This is a genomic window from Paraburkholderia sp. BL6665CI2N2, assembly GCF_004366535.1.
Classification (GTDB): domain Bacteria; phylum Pseudomonadota; class Gammaproteobacteria; order Burkholderiales; family Burkholderiaceae; genus Paraburkholderia.
Genome location: NZ_SORC01000001.1, coordinates 4,887,452 through 4,904,583 on the forward strand (window position 1 = coordinate 4,887,452; position 17,132 = coordinate 4,904,583).

10 protein-coding genes and 3 pseudogenes are annotated in these 17,132 nt (G+C 60.8%); 10 read left to right on the forward strand and 3 right to left on the reverse strand.

Translation table 11 applies throughout. The features are described from left to right. Positions 1-24: 24 nt before the first annotated feature. Together B0G81_RS21840 and B0G81_RS21845 are read left to right on the forward strand one after the other, a co-directional pair. Positions 25-1,239: a cyclopropane-fatty-acyl-phospholipid synthase family protein gene (locus tag B0G81_RS21840; protein WP_134138315.1), complete on the forward strand. Its 1,215-nt coding sequence runs from the start codon at positions 25-27 to the stop codon at positions 1,237-1,239. 72 nt (positions 1,240-1,311) lie between these two features. After that, a pseudogene (locus B0G81_RS21845) lies at positions 1,312-2,715 on the forward strand (DUF72 domain-containing protein). 27 nt (positions 2,716-2,742) lie between these two features. On the opposite strand, the gene msrA reads toward B0G81_RS21845, so the two are convergent. Further along, complete coding sequence (gene msrA / locus B0G81_RS21850; RefSeq protein WP_134138316.1) at positions 2,743-3,291, reverse strand: peptide-methionine (S)-S-oxide reductase MsrA; 549 nt, start codon at positions 3,289-3,291, stop codon at positions 2,743-2,745. Positions 3,292-3,547: 256 nt separating this feature from the next. Here msrA and B0G81_RS21855 point away from each other — a divergent pair, with 256 nt between their 5' ends. After that, positions 3,548-4,057: a flavin reductase family protein gene (locus B0G81_RS21855; protein ID WP_121307249.1), complete on the forward strand. Its 510-nt coding sequence runs from the start codon at positions 3,548-3,550 to the stop codon at positions 4,055-4,057. Between the two features lie 131 nt (positions 4,058-4,188). Here B0G81_RS21855 and B0G81_RS21860 read toward each other — a convergent pair whose 3' ends face one another. Beyond that, positions 4,189-4,704 (reverse strand): Lrp/AsnC family transcriptional regulator, encoded by a 516-nt coding sequence (locus tag B0G81_RS21860; protein ID WP_012434188.1) that lies wholly within the window; start codon positions 4,702-4,704, stop codon positions 4,189-4,191. Between the two features lie 130 nt (positions 4,705-4,834). On the opposite strand from B0G81_RS21860, the gene kynB reads away from it, so the two are divergent. From kynB to kynA, 3 genes are read left to right on the forward strand one after another with little or no spacing between them, the layout of a single operon-like run. Then, entirely contained in the window at positions 4,835-5,497 is a 663-nt protein-coding gene (kynB, locus tag B0G81_RS21865; protein ID WP_134138317.1) for an arylformamidase, read from the forward strand. Between the two features lie 33 nt (positions 5,498-5,530). Further along, entirely contained in the window at positions 5,531-6,781 is a 1,251-nt protein-coding gene (gene kynU, locus B0G81_RS21870) for a kynureninase (protein WP_134138318.1), read from the forward strand. A 10-nt stretch (positions 6,782-6,791) separates the two neighbouring features. After that, positions 6,792-7,724 carry a tryptophan 2,3-dioxygenase gene (gene kynA / locus B0G81_RS21875; RefSeq protein ID WP_134138319.1) on the forward strand — a complete coding sequence of 311 codons (933 nt, stop codon included), beginning with the start codon at positions 6,792-6,794 and terminating at the stop codon, positions 7,722-7,724. Positions 7,725-8,415: 691 nt separating this feature from the next. Here kynA and B0G81_RS45610 read toward each other — a convergent pair. Then, positions 8,416-8,506: pseudogene (locus B0G81_RS45610) on the reverse strand (peptide transporter); the annotation flags it as partial. Between the two features lie 270 nt (positions 8,507-8,776). Between B0G81_RS45610 and tssG the strand changes: the two are divergent. From tssG to B0G81_RS21895, 4 genes and pseudogenes are all read left to right on the forward strand, one after another. Continuing rightward, a pseudogene (gene tssG / locus B0G81_RS44170) lies at positions 8,777-9,802 on the forward strand (type VI secretion system baseplate subunit TssG); the annotation flags it as partial. A gap of 63 nt (positions 9,803-9,865) precedes the next feature. Next, positions 9,866-11,734 (forward strand): type VI secretion system baseplate subunit TssF, encoded by a 1,869-nt coding sequence (tssF, locus tag B0G81_RS21885; protein WP_243856786.1) that lies wholly within the window; start codon positions 9,866-9,868, stop codon positions 11,732-11,734. A 177-nt stretch (positions 11,735-11,911) separates the two neighbouring features. After that, the gene (gene tssI / locus B0G81_RS21890; RefSeq protein WP_134138320.1) at positions 11,912-14,068 is read left to right on the forward strand and encodes a type VI secretion system tip protein TssI/VgrG; all 2,157 of its coding nucleotides are present in this window, start codon (positions 11,912-11,914) and stop codon (positions 14,066-14,068) included. Positions 14,069-14,110: 42 nt separating this feature from the next. Beyond that, positions 14,111-16,462, forward strand: a complete 2,352-nt coding sequence (locus tag B0G81_RS21895; RefSeq protein ID WP_134138321.1) for a peptidoglycan DD-metalloendopeptidase family protein — start codon at positions 14,111-14,113, stop codon at positions 16,460-16,462. Positions 16,463-17,132 lie beyond the last annotated feature (670 nt).

Below are 17,132 nucleotides of genomic sequence, written 5' to 3' on the forward strand. Positions count from 1 at the left end.
ATTCAACGGACACGGAGAGATCACATGTTCTGGGAGAAGAAGCTGGCGCAGTGGGTGGAAGAGGTAAAAACGAGAGCTAACGTTCCCGCACGCCTCGTGCTGTGGGACGGCCAGCAACACGACTTCGGGCAGTTCGCCGCGCCTCAGGTCACGCTACACGTCAAAAGCGCCACGGCGCTGCCCTATCTGCTCGAACCGAGCCTCGACAATCTCGGCGAGGCGTATGTGAAGGGCAAGATCGACATCGAAGGCAAGCTGTCGGACATCATCAATATCGGCTACCAGCTGGCGCGCAATACCGTGACCAGCGCGGGCAAGCTGGCGCGCGTGCGACGCTACTTCAATCATTCGAAGGCGTCGGACAAGAAGGCGATCCAGTATCACTACGACGTCTCGAACGAGTTCTACAAGCTGTGGCTCGACGAGAACATGGTGTACTCGTGCGCGTACTTCGAGAACGGCGACGAAGACCTCGCCACCGCGCAGATCAAGAAGATCGACCACATCCTCACCAAGATCCAGTTGCAACCGGGGCAGCGTCTGCTCGATATCGGCTGCGGCTGGGGCGCGCTCGTTCTGCGTGCGGCGCAGAAGTTCGGCGCGCAGTGTGTGGGCGTGACGCTTTCGCAGAACCAGTTCGATCTCGCCACGGCGCGCGTGAAAGCGGCGGGCCTGGAAGGCCAGATCGAGATTCGTCTGCAGGATTACCGCGACGTCGAAGGTCAATTCGATCGGATCACGAGCGTCGGCATGTTCGAGCACGTGGGCCGCAAGAATCTGCCGGGCTACTTCGAGAAGATTCGCGACCTGCTGACCGACGACGGCATCGCCATGAATCACGGCATTACGTCGAGCGATTCGGAAAGTGGCGAGACCGCGCTCGGTGGCGGTGAATTCATCGACCGTTATGTGTTTCCGGACGGCGAACTGCCGCACATCAGTCTCGCGCTCGAATCGATGCAGCGCGGCGGGCTCGAAGCGGTTGACGTCGAAAGCCTGCGCCGTCACTATGCGCACACGCTGGACATCTGGGCGGAAAATTTCGAAGCGCATGCGGAGCAAGCCCGCAAGCTCGTCGACGACGAGAAATTCCGCATCTGGCGCGTGTACCTCGCCGGTTGCGCCTACGCGTTTGAAAACGACGACGTCTCGATTTACCAGGTGGTGTGCCGCAAAGCCGGCCGCAGCGCGAAAACCCTGCCGTGGTCGCGCCGCTATATGTACGACAAACCGCTGTGATAGGGTTGCGCCGCGGCGCCGTGCATGAGCGGGCGACGTGGCGCAAACCTTTGAACAGCAGGTCGAACACCGATGGACCCACGCGGCACAAGCGAAGTTGAACAGCCGGTCGACGGCGAAAACGGCGCCGACGGCGAAGCCGTACAGTTCGACCTGTTCGGGATGCCGGTGGGCGCGGCAGCGGCGAAGGGCGATGGCGAGGTGAAGGTATCGCGTGGGACGGCCGGCTCAGATGCGGACGTTCTGCAAAAGGTAGAACGGCCAACTCCGCCCGCTGACACCGCAGCGCAGCCCGAGCGCCGGCGTCAACCGCGCGCGACGAAGGCCGCAAGCCTCGGCTCCTTGTGGCAGGAAGACGAAGCGGCAGCGCCTGATGCCGCCATCGCCGCGCCGGAGGCCAACACCGCCCCCATAGATGCCAGCGCGCCCAAAAAACGCCGCACTCGCGAAATCATTGCCGCCCCGCCCTCGCCCGAACTCCTCGCGCTTGCAGCGCGACTACCGCCGCAAGTCCATCTCGGCACTTCGACGTGGTCGTTTCCGGGCTGGAACGGCATCGTCTACGGCGACGAATACAGCAACAGCAAACTCTCGCGCGAAGGTCTCACGGCTTACGGCGCGCATCCGCTGCTGAAGACGGTCAGCATCGACCGGTCGTTTTATTAGGCGCTCACGGTCACCGAGTATTTGCGCTACGCGCAGCAAGTGCCCGAGCACTTCCGCTTCATCGTCAAAGCGCCGATGACGATCACCGATGCCACAGTGCGCGCCGAACGCGGCGAGCCGGTCTCGATGAATCCGTGCTTTCTGAACGCGCAAATGGCGATCGACGATTTCGTCACGCCTTGTCTCGAAGGGCTCGGCGCCAAGGCCGGCGCGCTGGTGTTCCAGCTTTCGCCGCTGCCGGATCAGATGCTCGCGCAGCCGGCGATGTTCATCGAACGGCTGGCCGAATTTTTGAACGCGCTGCCGAAGCTGCCGGACAGCGCCTGCTACGCGATCGAAATCCGTGATGGGAGTCTGCTCACACCGCGCTTCATCCGTACGCTCAAAGCGGCGGGCGTGCGCTATTGCGTCGGAATTCACGCGCGCATGCCCGACCCGCTGCGTCAGGCCGCGGCGCTTGCGTTACTGGATGGTGAACCGGCCGGGCCGCTGATCGTGCGCTGGAGCCTGCACGGCGGCTTCAAATACGAACAGGCGAAGGCCAAGTACGAGCCGTTCAACCAGTTGGTCGATGAGGATCCGGCGACCCGCGCGTCACTCGCCGAACTGGCCGCGCGCTACGCACTGGCAGGCCAGCCGGTGGTGATCGCGATCAACAATAAGGCGGAAGGCTCGGCGCCGCTCAGTTGCGTGGAGTTGGCGCGAGCGGTCATCGAAGCGTATGCACGGCTCGCTCATGAGTATGAGCAAGACGACCGCGAGCCGTCGCCGCCTCAAGAGAACGAGCAGCCGCCCGACTCCGACGCCTGAGTCACGCGCAAGCAGCCGCTCATGCCGTTAGCTCGCCCTGATCCGGTGAGCAAACTTCTGACGAAACTTCGCCACCTTCGGCGCCACCACGAACGAGCAGTACCCCTGATCCGGGTGCTGCGCAAAATAGTTCTGGTGATAGGCTTCGGCAGGCCAATAATTACCGTCGAGCGGTAGCACTTGCGTGACGATCTGGCCGTCGTAAAGGCGCTGTACGCCGATCTCGCGAATGGCCTGCAACGCCGTTTCCCGCTGCGCGTCGGAATGCGTGAAGACCACCGAGCGATATTGCGTGCCCACGTCATTGCCCTGCCGGTTCAACTGCGTCGGATCGTGAATCGCAAAGAAGATATCGAGAATCTCGCGATAGCTGATCTTCGCCGGATCGAAGTCGACTTTGACGACTTCAGCGTGGCCGGTTTCGCCGTCGCACACCTGCTCATAAGTTGGGCGTTGCGTCTTGCCACCCGCGTAGCCCGACTCCACCGCATTCACGCCGTCGACGCCAAGGTACACCGCTTCGAGGCACCAGAAACACCCGCCACCCAAGGTGGCGACTTCGCCTGTCTGACTCATGCTGCTTGCTCCTTGAAACACATAGTCGGCCGCTGCCGTTCCACTGTTCGACGCAACGCTCATGCCACTATCCGAGCCTTCCAGCTTAGCGGCTTTTTCATTCACCGGCGGGGTCGCGGCCGATCCCCCACGATTGCAGTTAAAATTGGGATAAATCGACGATTTTCACTATGACTTTCGAATCATTTGTTTCCAGCCGCACGCGAGATGGGTTCGGCCCGGCGCTCCCCCAGTCTGCGCCAGGGACCGGCGCCCGATGAAGCGCGCCAGCCCGCCCAACTTCGACCAGAACGCCTTCAAACAGGCGCTCAGCCAATTTGCCACCGGCGTCACCGTTATTACAACGCGAGCTGCGTCCGGCCAGTTGATCGGCATCACGGCCAGCTCATTTAATTCGGTTTCGCTCAACCCGCCACTGGTGTTGTGGAGTCTGGCCACGCGCTCGGCGTCGATGCCGGTGTTCCGCGCCAACAGCCACTACGTGGTCAATGTGCTGGCTTCGTCGCAGCTCGATCTGTGCAAGCGTTTCGCGACCGTGAAGGGCGATCGCTTCGAAGGCGTGTCGCACGCGGAAGGCGACACCGGCATGCCGGTGCTCGACGGCGCGCTCGCCTGGTTCGAATGCCACAACCGCAGCCGCTACGAAGAAGGCGACCACGTGATTTTTGTCGGCGAAGTGGAGCGCTGCGGCGTGCACGAGAATGCCGCGAAGATGTCCCCGCTGGTGTTTCAGAACGGCTTATTTCACGGACTCGCCCCGCTTTGAACGCTAAACCGGGTCGCGAGGCGGCGCGAACGGTTCGGGCGGTCTGGCAATGACAGGCGACGCGAGGCGCTCGACGCAAGAATAAAAAAAATCGCTGCGCCCCACGACGGCGCGGCCGCCCGGCCACTCGCTCAGCGATCGTTATGCGCGGCGCTATGTCCGCCGGTTTTCTTCACCAGCGAAACCGGCACGCCGGAATCTTCCTTGAGCGTCTGCAGCACGATATTCGAACGAATATCCATCACACCCGGCGCCTTGTAGAGACGCTGCAGCACGAAGTCCGAATAATGTTTGAGGTTGTGCGCGAGGACTCGCAGCAGATAGTGGGTCTCGCCGGTCACGACGAACGCGCCGACCACTTCCGGCCAGTCGCGCACCGCTTCCGCAAAGCGTTCGTGCCAGTTCTCCTGGTCGTTGCGCATGGACACCTGCACGAACGCTTCCAGTTCGAAACCCAGCACTTCTCGATTCAGACACGCGCGGTAATGTTCGATGACACCCTGCTCTTCGAGCAGGCGCAGGCGTCGTAGACAGGCTGATGGCGAGAGCGAAATGCGCTCCGCGAGGTCGAGATTGCTGATCCGTCCTTCTTGCTGAAGCACCGTCAAGATACGGCAATCGGTGGCGTCGAGCGAGATCGCGTTCATATTCGGTCTCCCTTTCCCGTTTGAATCAAATTATGTTCCAAGACACGGCGCAGAAGGAGATTTTTTCGCAATCACATTTCGCGGCAGGCCACCTATCATTCCCGGATAGACACAAACCGCCGATGCGACTATGCCAACACTTTGGGACATCACCCCCGCCGTCGATACCGCCACGCCCGTCTGGCCCGGCGACACGCCGGTGGGCATCGAGCGCGTGTGGCGCATGGAGGCGGGCTCGCCCGTCAACGTCGCGCGGCTGACGCTGTCGCCGCACACCGGCGCGCACACCGACGCGCCGCTGCACTATGACGCCGAAGGCGCCGCAATTGGCCAAGTCCCCCTCGACGCCTACCTCGGCCGATGCCGCGTGATTCATTGCATTGGCGCATCGCCTGTTGTGACGCCACAACACCTGGCCGGCGCGCTCGACGACTTGCCGTCGCGAGTCTTACTGCGCACTTACAGGATCGCGCCCACCAGCGCGTGGGACAGCGCGTTCTGCGCGGTCGCACCGGACACCATCGATCTGCTGGCGGCGCGCGGTGTGAAGCTGATCGGCATCGACACGCCATCGCTCGATCCGCAGGAATCGAAGACGATGGATGCTCACCACAGGATCCGCGCGCATCGCATGGCAATTCTCGAAGGCATCGTGCTCGACGACGTCCCGCCCGGCGACTACGAATTGATTGCGCTGCCGCTCAAGCTGACGACGCTCGATGCGAGTCCGGTGCGCGCGGTTCTGCGCGCGCTGCCCGAATCGGCGCCCGAGCCTCGGCCCGCCTCCCATTGAACGAACATCCCTGATCTGACTGACGGAATCACCATGAACCACCGTGACGAAGCACTGGCGCTCGACAGCGCCGACCCCTTGGCGACGTTGCGCGACCAGTTCGCGCTTTCGCCGACCACCATCTATCTGGACGGCAATTCGCTGGGCGTGCCGCCCGCGGCCGCCGCGCAGCGCGCGCAGACCGTGATCGGCGCCGAATGGGGCGAAGGCCTGATTCGTAGCTGGAACTCCGCCGGCTGGTTCGAGTTGCCGCGCCGCCTCGGCAACAAGCTTGCCCCGTTGATCGGCGCGGCCGAAAACGAAGTGGTCGTCACCGATACGATTTCGATCAATCTGTTCAAGCTGCTGTCGGCGGCCGTGCGCGTAGCGAATGCGCGCGATCCCAAGCGTCGAGTGATCGTTTCCGAGCGCTCGAATTTCCCGACGGATCTGTATATCGCGCAAGGTTTGATCGAGCAGCTCGATCGCGGTTATGAACTGCGCCTCGTCGACGATCCTTCCGAACTGCCTGCCGCGATCGGCGACGACACCGCCATCGCGATGATCACGCACGTGAACTACCGCACCGGTTACATGCATGACATGGCCGCGCTCACCAGGCTGATTCACGATAAAGGCGCGCTCGCACTGTGGGACCTGGCGCATTCGGCGGGCGCGGTGCCGGTCGACCTGAACGGCGTCGGCGCGGACTATGCAGTGGGCTGCACGTATAAGTATCTGAACGGTGGGCCGGGTTCGCCCGCGTTCGTGTGGGTGCCCAAGCGTCATCAAAATGAATTTGCGCAGCCGCTGTCAGGATGGTGGGGACATCGCGCGCCGTTCAAGATGGACCCGGCGTATCAACCGGATGACGGCATCGGCCGCTTTTTGTGCGGCACGCAGCCGATGGTGTCGATGTCGCTCGTCGAATGCGGGCTCGATGTGTTTTTGCAAACCGACATGCAGGCGGTGCGCAAGAAGTCGCTGGCGTTGACCGATCTGTTCATCGAACTGGTCGAGGCGCGTTGCAGCGAATTTCCGTTGAAGCTCGTCACGCCGCGTGAGCATGCGCAGCGCGGCTCGCATGCGAGCTTCGAGCATCCGCAGGGTTATGAGGTGATGCAGGCGCTGATCGCGCGTGGGGTGATTGGTGATTATCGTGAGCCGCATGTGCTGCGGTTTGGTTTTACGCCGCTGTACACGCGTTTTGTCGATGTGTGGGACGCGGTGGAAACGTTGCGCGAGGTGCTCGTGAAGGAAACCTGGCGGGCACCTGAATTCGCCGCACGCGGCGCAGTGACCTGAGGAGCGCGCAATGACCGATCATATGCAAACACCGGGGCTGCCGGAAGAGAAACCGGCGCAGGGATGTCCGTTCGGGCATGGGGCAGTTGCTTCTAACGTGGCTTCCCCGGCCGCCGATTCGGGCGATGGCTGGCATGATGCGCAGCTCGACTTTTCGGACTCGATGAGTTACGGCGATTATCTGTCGTTGGGGACGGTGCTGGATGCACAGCATCCGCTATCGCCGGATCACAATGAGATGCTGTTCATCATTCAGCACCAGACGAGCGAGTTGTGGATGAAGCTCGCTTTGTATGAGTTACGGGCGGCGCTGCAGGCCGTGCGTCGGGATGAGTTGCCGCCGGCCTTCAAGATGCTCGCGCGCGTGTCGCGGATCATGGAGCAACTCGTGCAGGCCTGGAGTGTTCTCGCGACTATGACGCCGTCTGAGTACACGGCTATGCGGCCTTATTTGGGGAGTTCTTCCGGGTTTCAGTCTTATCAGTATCGGCAGATTGAGTTTTTGCTCGGGAATAAGAATGAGCAGATGCTGAAGCCGCATGCGCATCGGGCTGATGTTTTGGCCGAGGTAAAGGGTTCGTTGGAAGCGCCTTCTTTTTATGATGAGGTTGTTCGGTTGCTCGCTCGGCGCGGGTTTCCTATCTCAGCCTCCAGGCTGGAGCGGGATTGGACTCAGCCTACTGTGCATGATGCTTCTGTTGAAGCGGCATGGTTGGAGGTTTATCGGAATCCTTCTCAACATTGGGAGCTGTATGAGATGGCCGAGGAACTTGTTGATCTTGAAGATGCCTTTCGGCAGTGGCGGTTTAGGCATGTGACTACTGTTGAACGGATTATTGGGTTTAAGCAAGGGACTGGGGGGACTAGTGGGGCTACTTACCTTCGGAAGATGTTGGATGTGGTTTTGTTTCCGGAGCTTTGGCATGTGAGGACTGTGTTGTAGTGGTTTTTTTCGCGTGGCGCCTGGGTTTGTCTGTGATCCTAAGTTGTTGGCCTTTCCTTGGTTTGTTCGTGGTCTATTAGCGTTGCCCCTGTGCGGGGCGGCACCTACTTCTCTTTGCCGCCGCAAAGAGAAGTAGGCAAGAGAAAGCGGCTCACACCGCTAATTCTTAAGCGGGCTCCTCGCACAGTTGCGGTAGTGGTGCATCTGGAATCTGTGTTCTCGCACATTCCGCGTCTGTGACAAAGCGCTCATTCTTCCCGCCTCGCGCTCCGCGCTCGCCGGAACGGTCGGATCAAAACCCTCGGGCTTTTCTCTGTGCGGTGGGGCCGTCGGCTTCGCCTCGGCGATACCACATAACGGCGCTCGTTTCGAACGTGTGCTGGGCCCTGGATTGATCTCGTGGGCGATTCAGGAACACCCCGGAAATCGCACCATGACCAGATCGGTTCACGCATCATCCAGTAAACCGCGCCGCGCCCGTACGCAGATCACGGTTGAAAAGATGGCAGAAGCCGCCGCATTGAGCAAAACGCACTCGAAACAATTCGGCTATCTGGCCGCACTCGCGAGAACGGCGCAAACGTACCTTGCGACCGGGGAGAAGCGGCAGGCGGACTTCACTAACGGCAGAAGTTTGCGGGGTGCGCGGATCGCGCACAGAGCGTCGCCGGTCAAGCACTCACATTGACATTCAGAACTGTGCCGTCAACTGGAATCCGACCGTCACGCGCGCGGTCGGAAAGCCTGACGGCTCATATCGGCGTGTCAGCGAACAGGTCATAGGAGAGGCCGGCCAACTTCGCCAGCACCCCGCCGCTTTTTCGAACTGCGCCGCCATCCTGAAATCATTCGGACGTTTCCTGGCAACTTTTATGAGTCAGATCGGGATGGAAAGAGTATTCGTCTGAGAGCGTCCCATAGACATCGGAATCGAACGCCCTGAATAATCAGGGCATGAACCCACACCTGCTCTCCCCTCACGATCAGAGGCCCGCCTGCCTGCGTGCGCGCGCCTCCGGAATCATGCACCGGTGTGCAGGGGACGCGACCTGATGGAGCGCGCCCGCTTCGATCTGCCCATGCCCGGCGTGGCGCTTTCACCGGAAAGCGTTGAACGTCTGATGGCCGAACCCTGACGCTACGGGTTTATTTCCCTGCTGCGCCGTATCGGCGCCGATCCCCACATTGACCCGGTCGGCACCGCGCGGCGTCCGCAGGCGGAGCCGTTCCGTCTCGGCCAGGCACCGAGCCTCGCATTCGCGCCGCGCGAGATCGCCGACGTGCGTGAGGTCAACGGGCGTCTGAAGATACGGCTTCTCAGTCTGGGCATGCTCGGGCCGAACGGGCCGCTGCCGATTCACATGACCGAGATTGCACGCGAGCGTGAGCAGAACCGGCGGGATGCGACGCTCGTCAACTTCCTCGACATCTTTCACCACCGCTACCTGACTCTGCTGTACCGGGCGTGGGCCTCCGCCCAGGCGGCGGCAGGCCTCGACCGGAAGGATGACGAAACATTCTCCTTTTTTGTCGCGAGCCTAGCCGGCCACGATCCCGACGAAATCGCCGGCCGGCCGTTTCCTGCCCACGCGCGCCTCGCCGCCTCTGCGCATCTGGTGCGCGAGGCGCGTAATCCCGACGGCCTGCGCGCGACGCTTGAGCAGTACTTCGGCGTACCCGTCGCAATCGAGGAATACGTCTTTCACTGGCTGGAAATGGCGCCGGCCAGCCACAGTTATCTCGGCAAGCCCGTGGAGTCTTCGACGCTTGCGATGGGCGCGATGCTCGGCGAGCAGGTGCCGGACCGCCAGCACCGGTTCCGCATTGTCCTGGGGCCGCTCGACTTGCAGGTGTATCTGCGTTTCACGGCGCAGGGCGTGGACCTGCCGAAGCTGGTCGAATGCGTGAGGGAATTTGTCGGGCGCGGCTGCCGGTGGGAACTGGAACTGCGCATCAAGCCACAGGGCGCACCGCCTGCGGTGCTGGGTGGAACGGAACAACTCGGCTGGTCCAGCTGGCTTGGACAGGCGCCCACGGATGCGCCGATTACCGGCATGCGCTTCGAACCTGAACAGTACGTGGAGCAGTTGGCGAGGCGATCCGTACCGTACCGTCAACGCCCGGAAACCGGCGCGGGTGATCTGCTGACGTACTACAACGAGGAGTTGCTGTACCTGCGCGAACTTGCCGCCGAATTCGCACAGGCGCATGTAAAAATCGCCAGGCGTCTGGGCATGCAGGCGGGTGAAATCGGCGATATGTATGTCGAGCGGCTCGTCCAGGCATTCGCATTCATGTCCGCCCGCATGCGCATGAAACTGGACGCCGCATTCCCCGACTTCACGCGCCCCCTGCTGCAATGCCTCTATCCGAATTACCTCGCGCCGACGCCATCGATGGCAGTGGCACGGCTGTATCCAGACGATGCGGAAGGCGATCTCGCCGAGGGCGTCCGCATTGCACGCGGCGCCACCTTCATCAGTCGCGTGTCCGACGGTGAAACCACGGCGTGCGAGTTTCGTAGCAGTCAGGAGGTAACGCTGTATCCGCTCGAAATCGTAAGCGCACGGCTGACCGGCATTCCTCCTGATATCCCCGCGCCCGACCGGTATGCGCGTGGACATACCAACGTGCGCGGCGCTCTGCGTCTGAGACTGCGTACCACCAGCGAAGCCTGCATCGCCGACTTGCAGGGACTGGACCGGTTACCCGTGTACCTGGCCGGGGAAGAACGGCTGGCGTCGCGCCTGTTCGAACTGCTGCACGTTGCGGCCGTCGCGTCGATTACCGGCGAGCCGGAAAACCTCGGCACACCCGGCAGTCCGTTTCACGCGGTAAGCCGCGATGCGGTGGTGCATGAAGGGCTTGATCCGGGACAGAGCCTCCTGCCGCTCGCAGGGTCGAAATTTCATGGACACAATCTGCTGCACGAATTTTCCGTATGTCCGTCGCGTTTTTACTTCTTCACGCTGACGGGTCTCGCACCTGGCCTGCGCCAGGTGCGTGGGCGCGAGGCGGAGGTCGTCGTGCTGCTGGACCGACACACCGACCCGCTGGCGTACCAGGTCGATGCCTCGCAGTTCGCGCTTTTCTGCACGCCGGTCATCAACCTTTTTCCTCGCACATCCGATCCCGTCGAGTTGCCGAAATCCGGCACCGAATTCCAGTTGGTGCCGAACGCACTCCAGCCGCTCGACTACGAAGTGTTCTCCGTGCAGGCCCTACATGGTCAGGTCAGCGAGACATCGGCACCGCTCCAATTCCGGCCGCTGCACGAGCCACTGACGAACGATGAAGGCAACCACGGGCGCTATTTCACCTCGCCTCGCGAACGCCGCTCTGCGCCGGAACTGTCACGCCGCCGCTATGGCACACGCACGCCCTACGTCGGCACGCAAACCTCGGTCTCACTCGTCGATCACGACGGGCAACCTTACGGCGAGCGCATGAACTACCTCACGCTCAGCGCGTTGCTGACCAATCGTGAACTTCCGAACCTGATCGTGCCAGACGGGCGCGACGATCTGACGCTCGAAGAGTCTGCCCCGGTTCTGTGCGTGGGCCTGATTCGCTCACCTAGTGTGCCACGCGCACCGTATGCGGAGCGGGAAACCGCCTGGCGGCTGATCCGCCAGTTGAACTTTAGTTACCTCGCTCTGGAAGACCCGTCGGCCGCGGGCCTGCGCAATCTGCTAGGGCTGTTCCTCGCGCCAGGTGACGAGGTCTACCGGCAGATGATCGACAGTCTGGTCGATGTCAGCATGCGCACGGTCACGCGCATGCTCCCGGGCGATGGACAAATAATGTTTGGTTGCGGCGCCGAGTGCGTGCTCACGGTCGACGAAGCGGGCTTCCATGGCGTGAGCCCCTACCTGTTCGGCCTGATTCTCGAGCGCTTTCTCGCGCGAGGTGCATCGGCCCATTCGTTCATCGAGACCGAACTGCGCTCGACGCAGCGCGGCCCTGTGGCGACCTGGCCGGTGCGTATGGGCACGCGGGGCGTTGCATGAGTAGAACCGCAGGGAAAAGGCATGGCAGGCAGCCGGGGCGATCGACACGGCGCGCGGCGTTCATGGGAAACGATTGATGCAGACACGCATGACAGAACGCAGGGCGTCGCACGCCCGGCACAACGGGATTCGTCTCATGAGTGGCGACCGGTCCAGTTCACACGGAGGATCGAGCCTATGTCGAACTTCATGACTCCACGTACCTTCACCGTTAGCGGCGCCGCGCTGCCAAAGCTGGACGACGGCGAACCTGCCCTCCTGATACGCTCGATCAGGGGCGAGGAAGCGCTTTCGAAGATCTACGAATATGAATTGGGACTGGTCACGCCGCTCAGTCCGCTGCTGCCCGACAGCGCCGCGGCCAATCTGGACCTGAAGGCGATGGTCGGCAAGGAGCTGACCGTGACCGTCCAGCTCGACGGGATGGGCACCTTCCATTCGGGCGTCGCGGGTGCCGCAGGCGCCGCGAATATCGGCAAGGGTGAACGGGAAATCAGCGGCATCGTCACGGCGGCAAGCCTGGTTGCGCCGCTAAACCGGCAGTACCACTACCGGCTGATTCTCAAGCCGTGGATCGTGCTCGCCGGACAGCGCACGGACTACCGAATCTTTCAAAACCGCTCGGTGGTCGAGATTATCGACGAGGTACTCAAAGGCAACTACATGTACTCGTACGTCAAGCGCCTGGGCGGCACGTATCCGAGGCTGGTCTATCAGGTGCAGTACGGTGAGTCGGACTTTTCGTTCATTCAGAGGCTCATGGAAGAACACGGAATTTACTGGTTCTTCGAGCACTCGAACGGCGTGCACCGGATGGTGCTTGTCGATAATCTCGGCGCGCACAGGCGCGTGGTCAGCGAGGCGTATCACACGTTGCAGTACCTCCCGCCTGACAGGAAGATCGACGCCGAATATGTCAGCCACTTCGACACGACCGAGAGCATCCAGTCGGGAATCTGGACGACGGATGATTTCGACTTCACGAAGCCGAGCGCAAACCTGGCGGTACAGAATGCGTTGCCGCAGGGCACGCGGCATAACGATCTGACAGTCTACGAATGGCCGGGCGACTATACCGACCCGCAGCAGGGCGAGCAGTTCGCGCGTGTACGCATGCAGGAAATCCGCGCTCGGGGAGAACGCGCCGTAGGCCGAGGCAACCTGCGCGATGTCGTGTGCGGCACGACATTCACGCTGGCGAGCTATCCGCAGGAAGCGGCGAACCGCGAGTACCTGGTGATCCGCGTCAGGCTAGATGCCGAGGAGATCGGCGAAGTAACCGGCGAAGGCCAGTATCAGGTCAATACGACTTTCGAAGTGCAGCCGGCGACCACGATGTTCCGGCCACCGCGCACGGTGAGCAAACCGCGCACAACGGGTCCGCAGACGGCGATCGTCACTGGGTACACGGGAAGTGAAATCTGGACCGACCAGTACGGACGTGTGAAGCTGAAGTTTCATTGGGATAGGTCACCCGTGAATGACCAGAATTCGTCGTGCTGGGTGCGCGTGTCTTATCCGTGGGCGGGCAGTAACTTCGGCGGCATCAACATTCCGCGGGTTGGAACTGAAGTTATTGTCGACTTCGAAAACGGTGACCCGGACAGGCCCATCGTGACCGGGCGGGTGTACAACGCGATGAGCATGCCGCCGTGGAAGCTACCGGATAACGCGACGCAGAGCGGGACGCTATCGCGCTCTACGAAGGAGGGCGGCTATGGCACCGCTAACGCGATTCGCTTCGAGGACAAGAAGGGCCGCGAAGAAGTATGGATTCATGCCGAGAAAAACCTCCGTACCGAAGTAGAAAACGACGAGGTGCATGCGGTCGAGCACGACCAGACCGTTACGGTGGGCCATGATCGCGCGCGCCACGTTGGCAACGACGAGCAGGTCGATATTGCACATGACAGCCAGCGCCGTGTCGGGCTGGACGATACCGTGTCGGTCGGACGGAACCAGACGGTCACGATCGGCAAGGACCGTGTGGAGAACGTGGGCAACAGCCGGCGGGACCGGATTGCGGCCGACTACCAGATCGAAACCGGCGGGAACGCGGAGCATGTCGTGCAGGGTCGTCATCAGCTTCGGGCGGGGCAGGCCATCGCGCGCCGGACACAGATATATGAGCTTCAGGCGAGCGACAGACTGGTCATCAAGGCACCCGGTGGCAGCTTCACCATTGATAGTAGCGGCGTCACGATCGAGGGCATCGCGATAAAGCTCAAAGGCGCCTTAACTCAGGAGGATGGCTCGGGGGGAGTGCCTGGAATGCATGGCATTCCACTGCCGGGCCAGTTGCTCGATCCGGGCCATGTGCCGTTGTCGGACTAAACCCATTCCCAAAACAGACGAACAAAAAAAATAGGAAACCTGATGCTGATCAGCCAACCCTTCCTCAGCGCAGCCGCGCATGAGGACGACTCAACGCAACCCGTCACGACCCTGGGCGAGCGCAGTGGCAAGGGCGCGTTTCCCGTCAGCCGCGAATTTGGCTGGCATGGAGGCATCCATCTCGAAGCGCAGGGCAATGCGGACAGCTCGGAGCCAGTGTGCGCGATTGCCGACGGCGAGGTCGTGTTCGCGCGTGGCAGTGATGACATTCCGCAGCATCATGACGATCCAGCGGTCATCGCGGCGCATCCGTTGCTGTACTACAAGGGCTGGACGAGTAACGGTGTAGTGATCCTGAAGCACGCGACGGAGATTGGCGAAGGGGTGAACGTCGAGTTCTACTCGATCTACCAGCACATGCACACGACCCAGGTGGCGCGCGGCAGCAGGGTATACCGCAAGGACGCGATCGGTTTGCCTGGCGCGATCTACGGCCAGCCGAACCGTATCCACTTCGAGATCGTCGCCGACGCCACCAGCGTCGCGGCACTGATGGGGCGTAACCACGGGCCGCTGGCAGCGGAACAGGGGCGAACCAATAGTCTGTGGGGCGACATTCACGTCGTGTTGCCAGCTGGTACGCAACTCTATGCCAGCGATCCATCGGTTGGCTCGGCAGCCCATCCCGCGTGGCAGGTGCCGGTGCAGGCGACGACAACGGAGCCGGCGATCGTAAGTATCACAGAGTCCACTGGCTTGATCACCCTGACCACACGCAGCATCCGGGGCGCGGTGCTTGGCTCGGCGACGCCGGAAGATGCCTACGGCCTGTATGAGCGTGCCACCCGGCGCTATCCTGGATGCCCCAGCGCAGGCTATGAAATGCTGCGCTTTTGCCGGGTGATCGGCCCAGATGCACCGGCAGCGACAGATCTCTATCAGGGACGCCTGCCGCACATCCGGCAGATACATTCACCGGTCGATCACACGGCTGTGTATGCGAATCTGAACGGTCCCGGCGTCAGAGTCTACAGCGATGCGGATTTCCCCGATTGGCTGGGGTGGACGTTTGTCGACGACGATACAGACGGCAACAGCCGGTGCGATTCCGATGTGCTGATTGCCATGCTTGACCCGGGCGCACCGCCGGCTGTGAGTCCGCCAGCGGCCACAAGCGGCGCAGCCGCGCCGACGCCAGCCGAACAGCAGGCGCAGAGAAAGCGCGAACGCATTGCGCGAGCTTACGCGCGCAGCCTTGACGGTCCGATGCGGGAACGGCTCAGCTATTGCGTTGTAAAGATGCCGACAGAGTGGTCGCGCGACGACTTCGATACGCGCTGGGGTTGGCTCAAGGGCACTGATCCGAATGATCTGCCGGCTTCCGCGCTGATGACCGGCTGTCTGAATCCAGACGCCTATACGAAGCTCAAACAGCACCACGCAGCGCTGGCCTTCTGGGAGGATGCTCAGGCACAGGGACTGACGCTGGGCAAGGTTCACTACCACTTTCATCCGGGGCGGTTTATTCAGATGTTCAAGAAGTGCGCATGGCGGAGCCTTCGAGAGCTGACACAGACATTGCCCAAACGGTCCAGTCCCAATGCAGGCGGAGAAATTCGATGGCAGACGGCGCAAAACCGATGGCATTCAGGCAACAATGACCACGGTTTCATGCCTCCGGATATGCATACGGCGATAAATCGCATGTGGAGGAAGTATGGCTTTTCGACTCCTCAAAGACAGGCCCATTTCTTAGCGCATATATTCAAAGAAACCGGAGCGCTAAGAGCAACGGTTGAGCTTGGCGACAGCCGGTATTTCCGCACGATGTACGAGGCGTTAACTCCGCAGGAGGCTGGGGACGACTTCGATCACGAACATGATTGGCTACAAGCGATGGGGTTTCTGCACGGTCGAAATCGACCCGACTATATAGCGCAACGACCGGATGAAGTTCAACAGAAGGCGGTGTCGATGGGAAATACGCAAACGGGCGATGGGGCAAGGTTTCGCGGCCGGGGGCTAATTCATCTTACCGGACGTGGCAGTTACGCTGCGTACAGCCGCTTTCGCGGACGCGACTTCACGACCGATCCCAATCCTGAACTGCTTTCTTCCGATGCAACCGCCGTCGCCGATTCAGCCGGGTACTTCTGGATTAGTAAGGTAATGCAGTCACCCAACACCGGGGCCCTGCGAAGCGGGATGAATATCGATCGCCGTGCGGACGTAGGGGTAGCTGATGCAAATGTCGCCGCAATCACGACACCAGTTAATGGGGGCAGCACCGGACTTCCCCAGCGTAGAGAGTTTTTTCATTACGTGAATTTCATTCTTGGCGATGCACCGAATATGCCGACCGATCCTTCGCTGATAAGGCAGAGGGAAGAGTAATGCCGTTTCAGACCGAACTTAATGTCGCCTCGTAACTGAACGAGCCGCTATATATCATCTTTCAAGGAAATAAAAATGCGAGGCCGGAGCATACTGATCGCAACGATTTTTTTCTCTACTTGGATATCCAGTTTTGCAGCGTCAAATGCCGACCATCAACTGTTGATTTCTGGAAAACCATCCGAATCATGTGGAATTTCGATAGAACTTCCCTCCGCGCTGTCTCCCGATGGCAAAGGAAAACTTCTCGATTGCCTTGGATCATATAAATCCGACAACGGGACCGTTTTGTCACTCGCGCCACAAGGGTTCGGAATTCATGATCCCAGTTGGGTTGAAAGAATTCCATCGTTAAATATTCGACGTGTTGGCATTGATCAAATGCTGAGGAAAAAAGATAGCTTCATTGTGGCTGACAAGAATGGCAATGTACATACTAGAAAAATAGTCCCATCCGCGTGCGCTGTCGCAACAAGCGCAACCTCTATCAAACTTAATGGTCGGAATTGGAGGGGGTGGTTGGTAGAGGACATCTACAAAAACTCCAACAGAAAAATCACGGCACCTGAATATTGTCAGCGATATTCTTCCGTTAATCGGTGCATTCGCATTGTGATAGGAAATTCGAAGTCAAGCGCGACGATGCAACAGTATTGCGTCACACGAAATG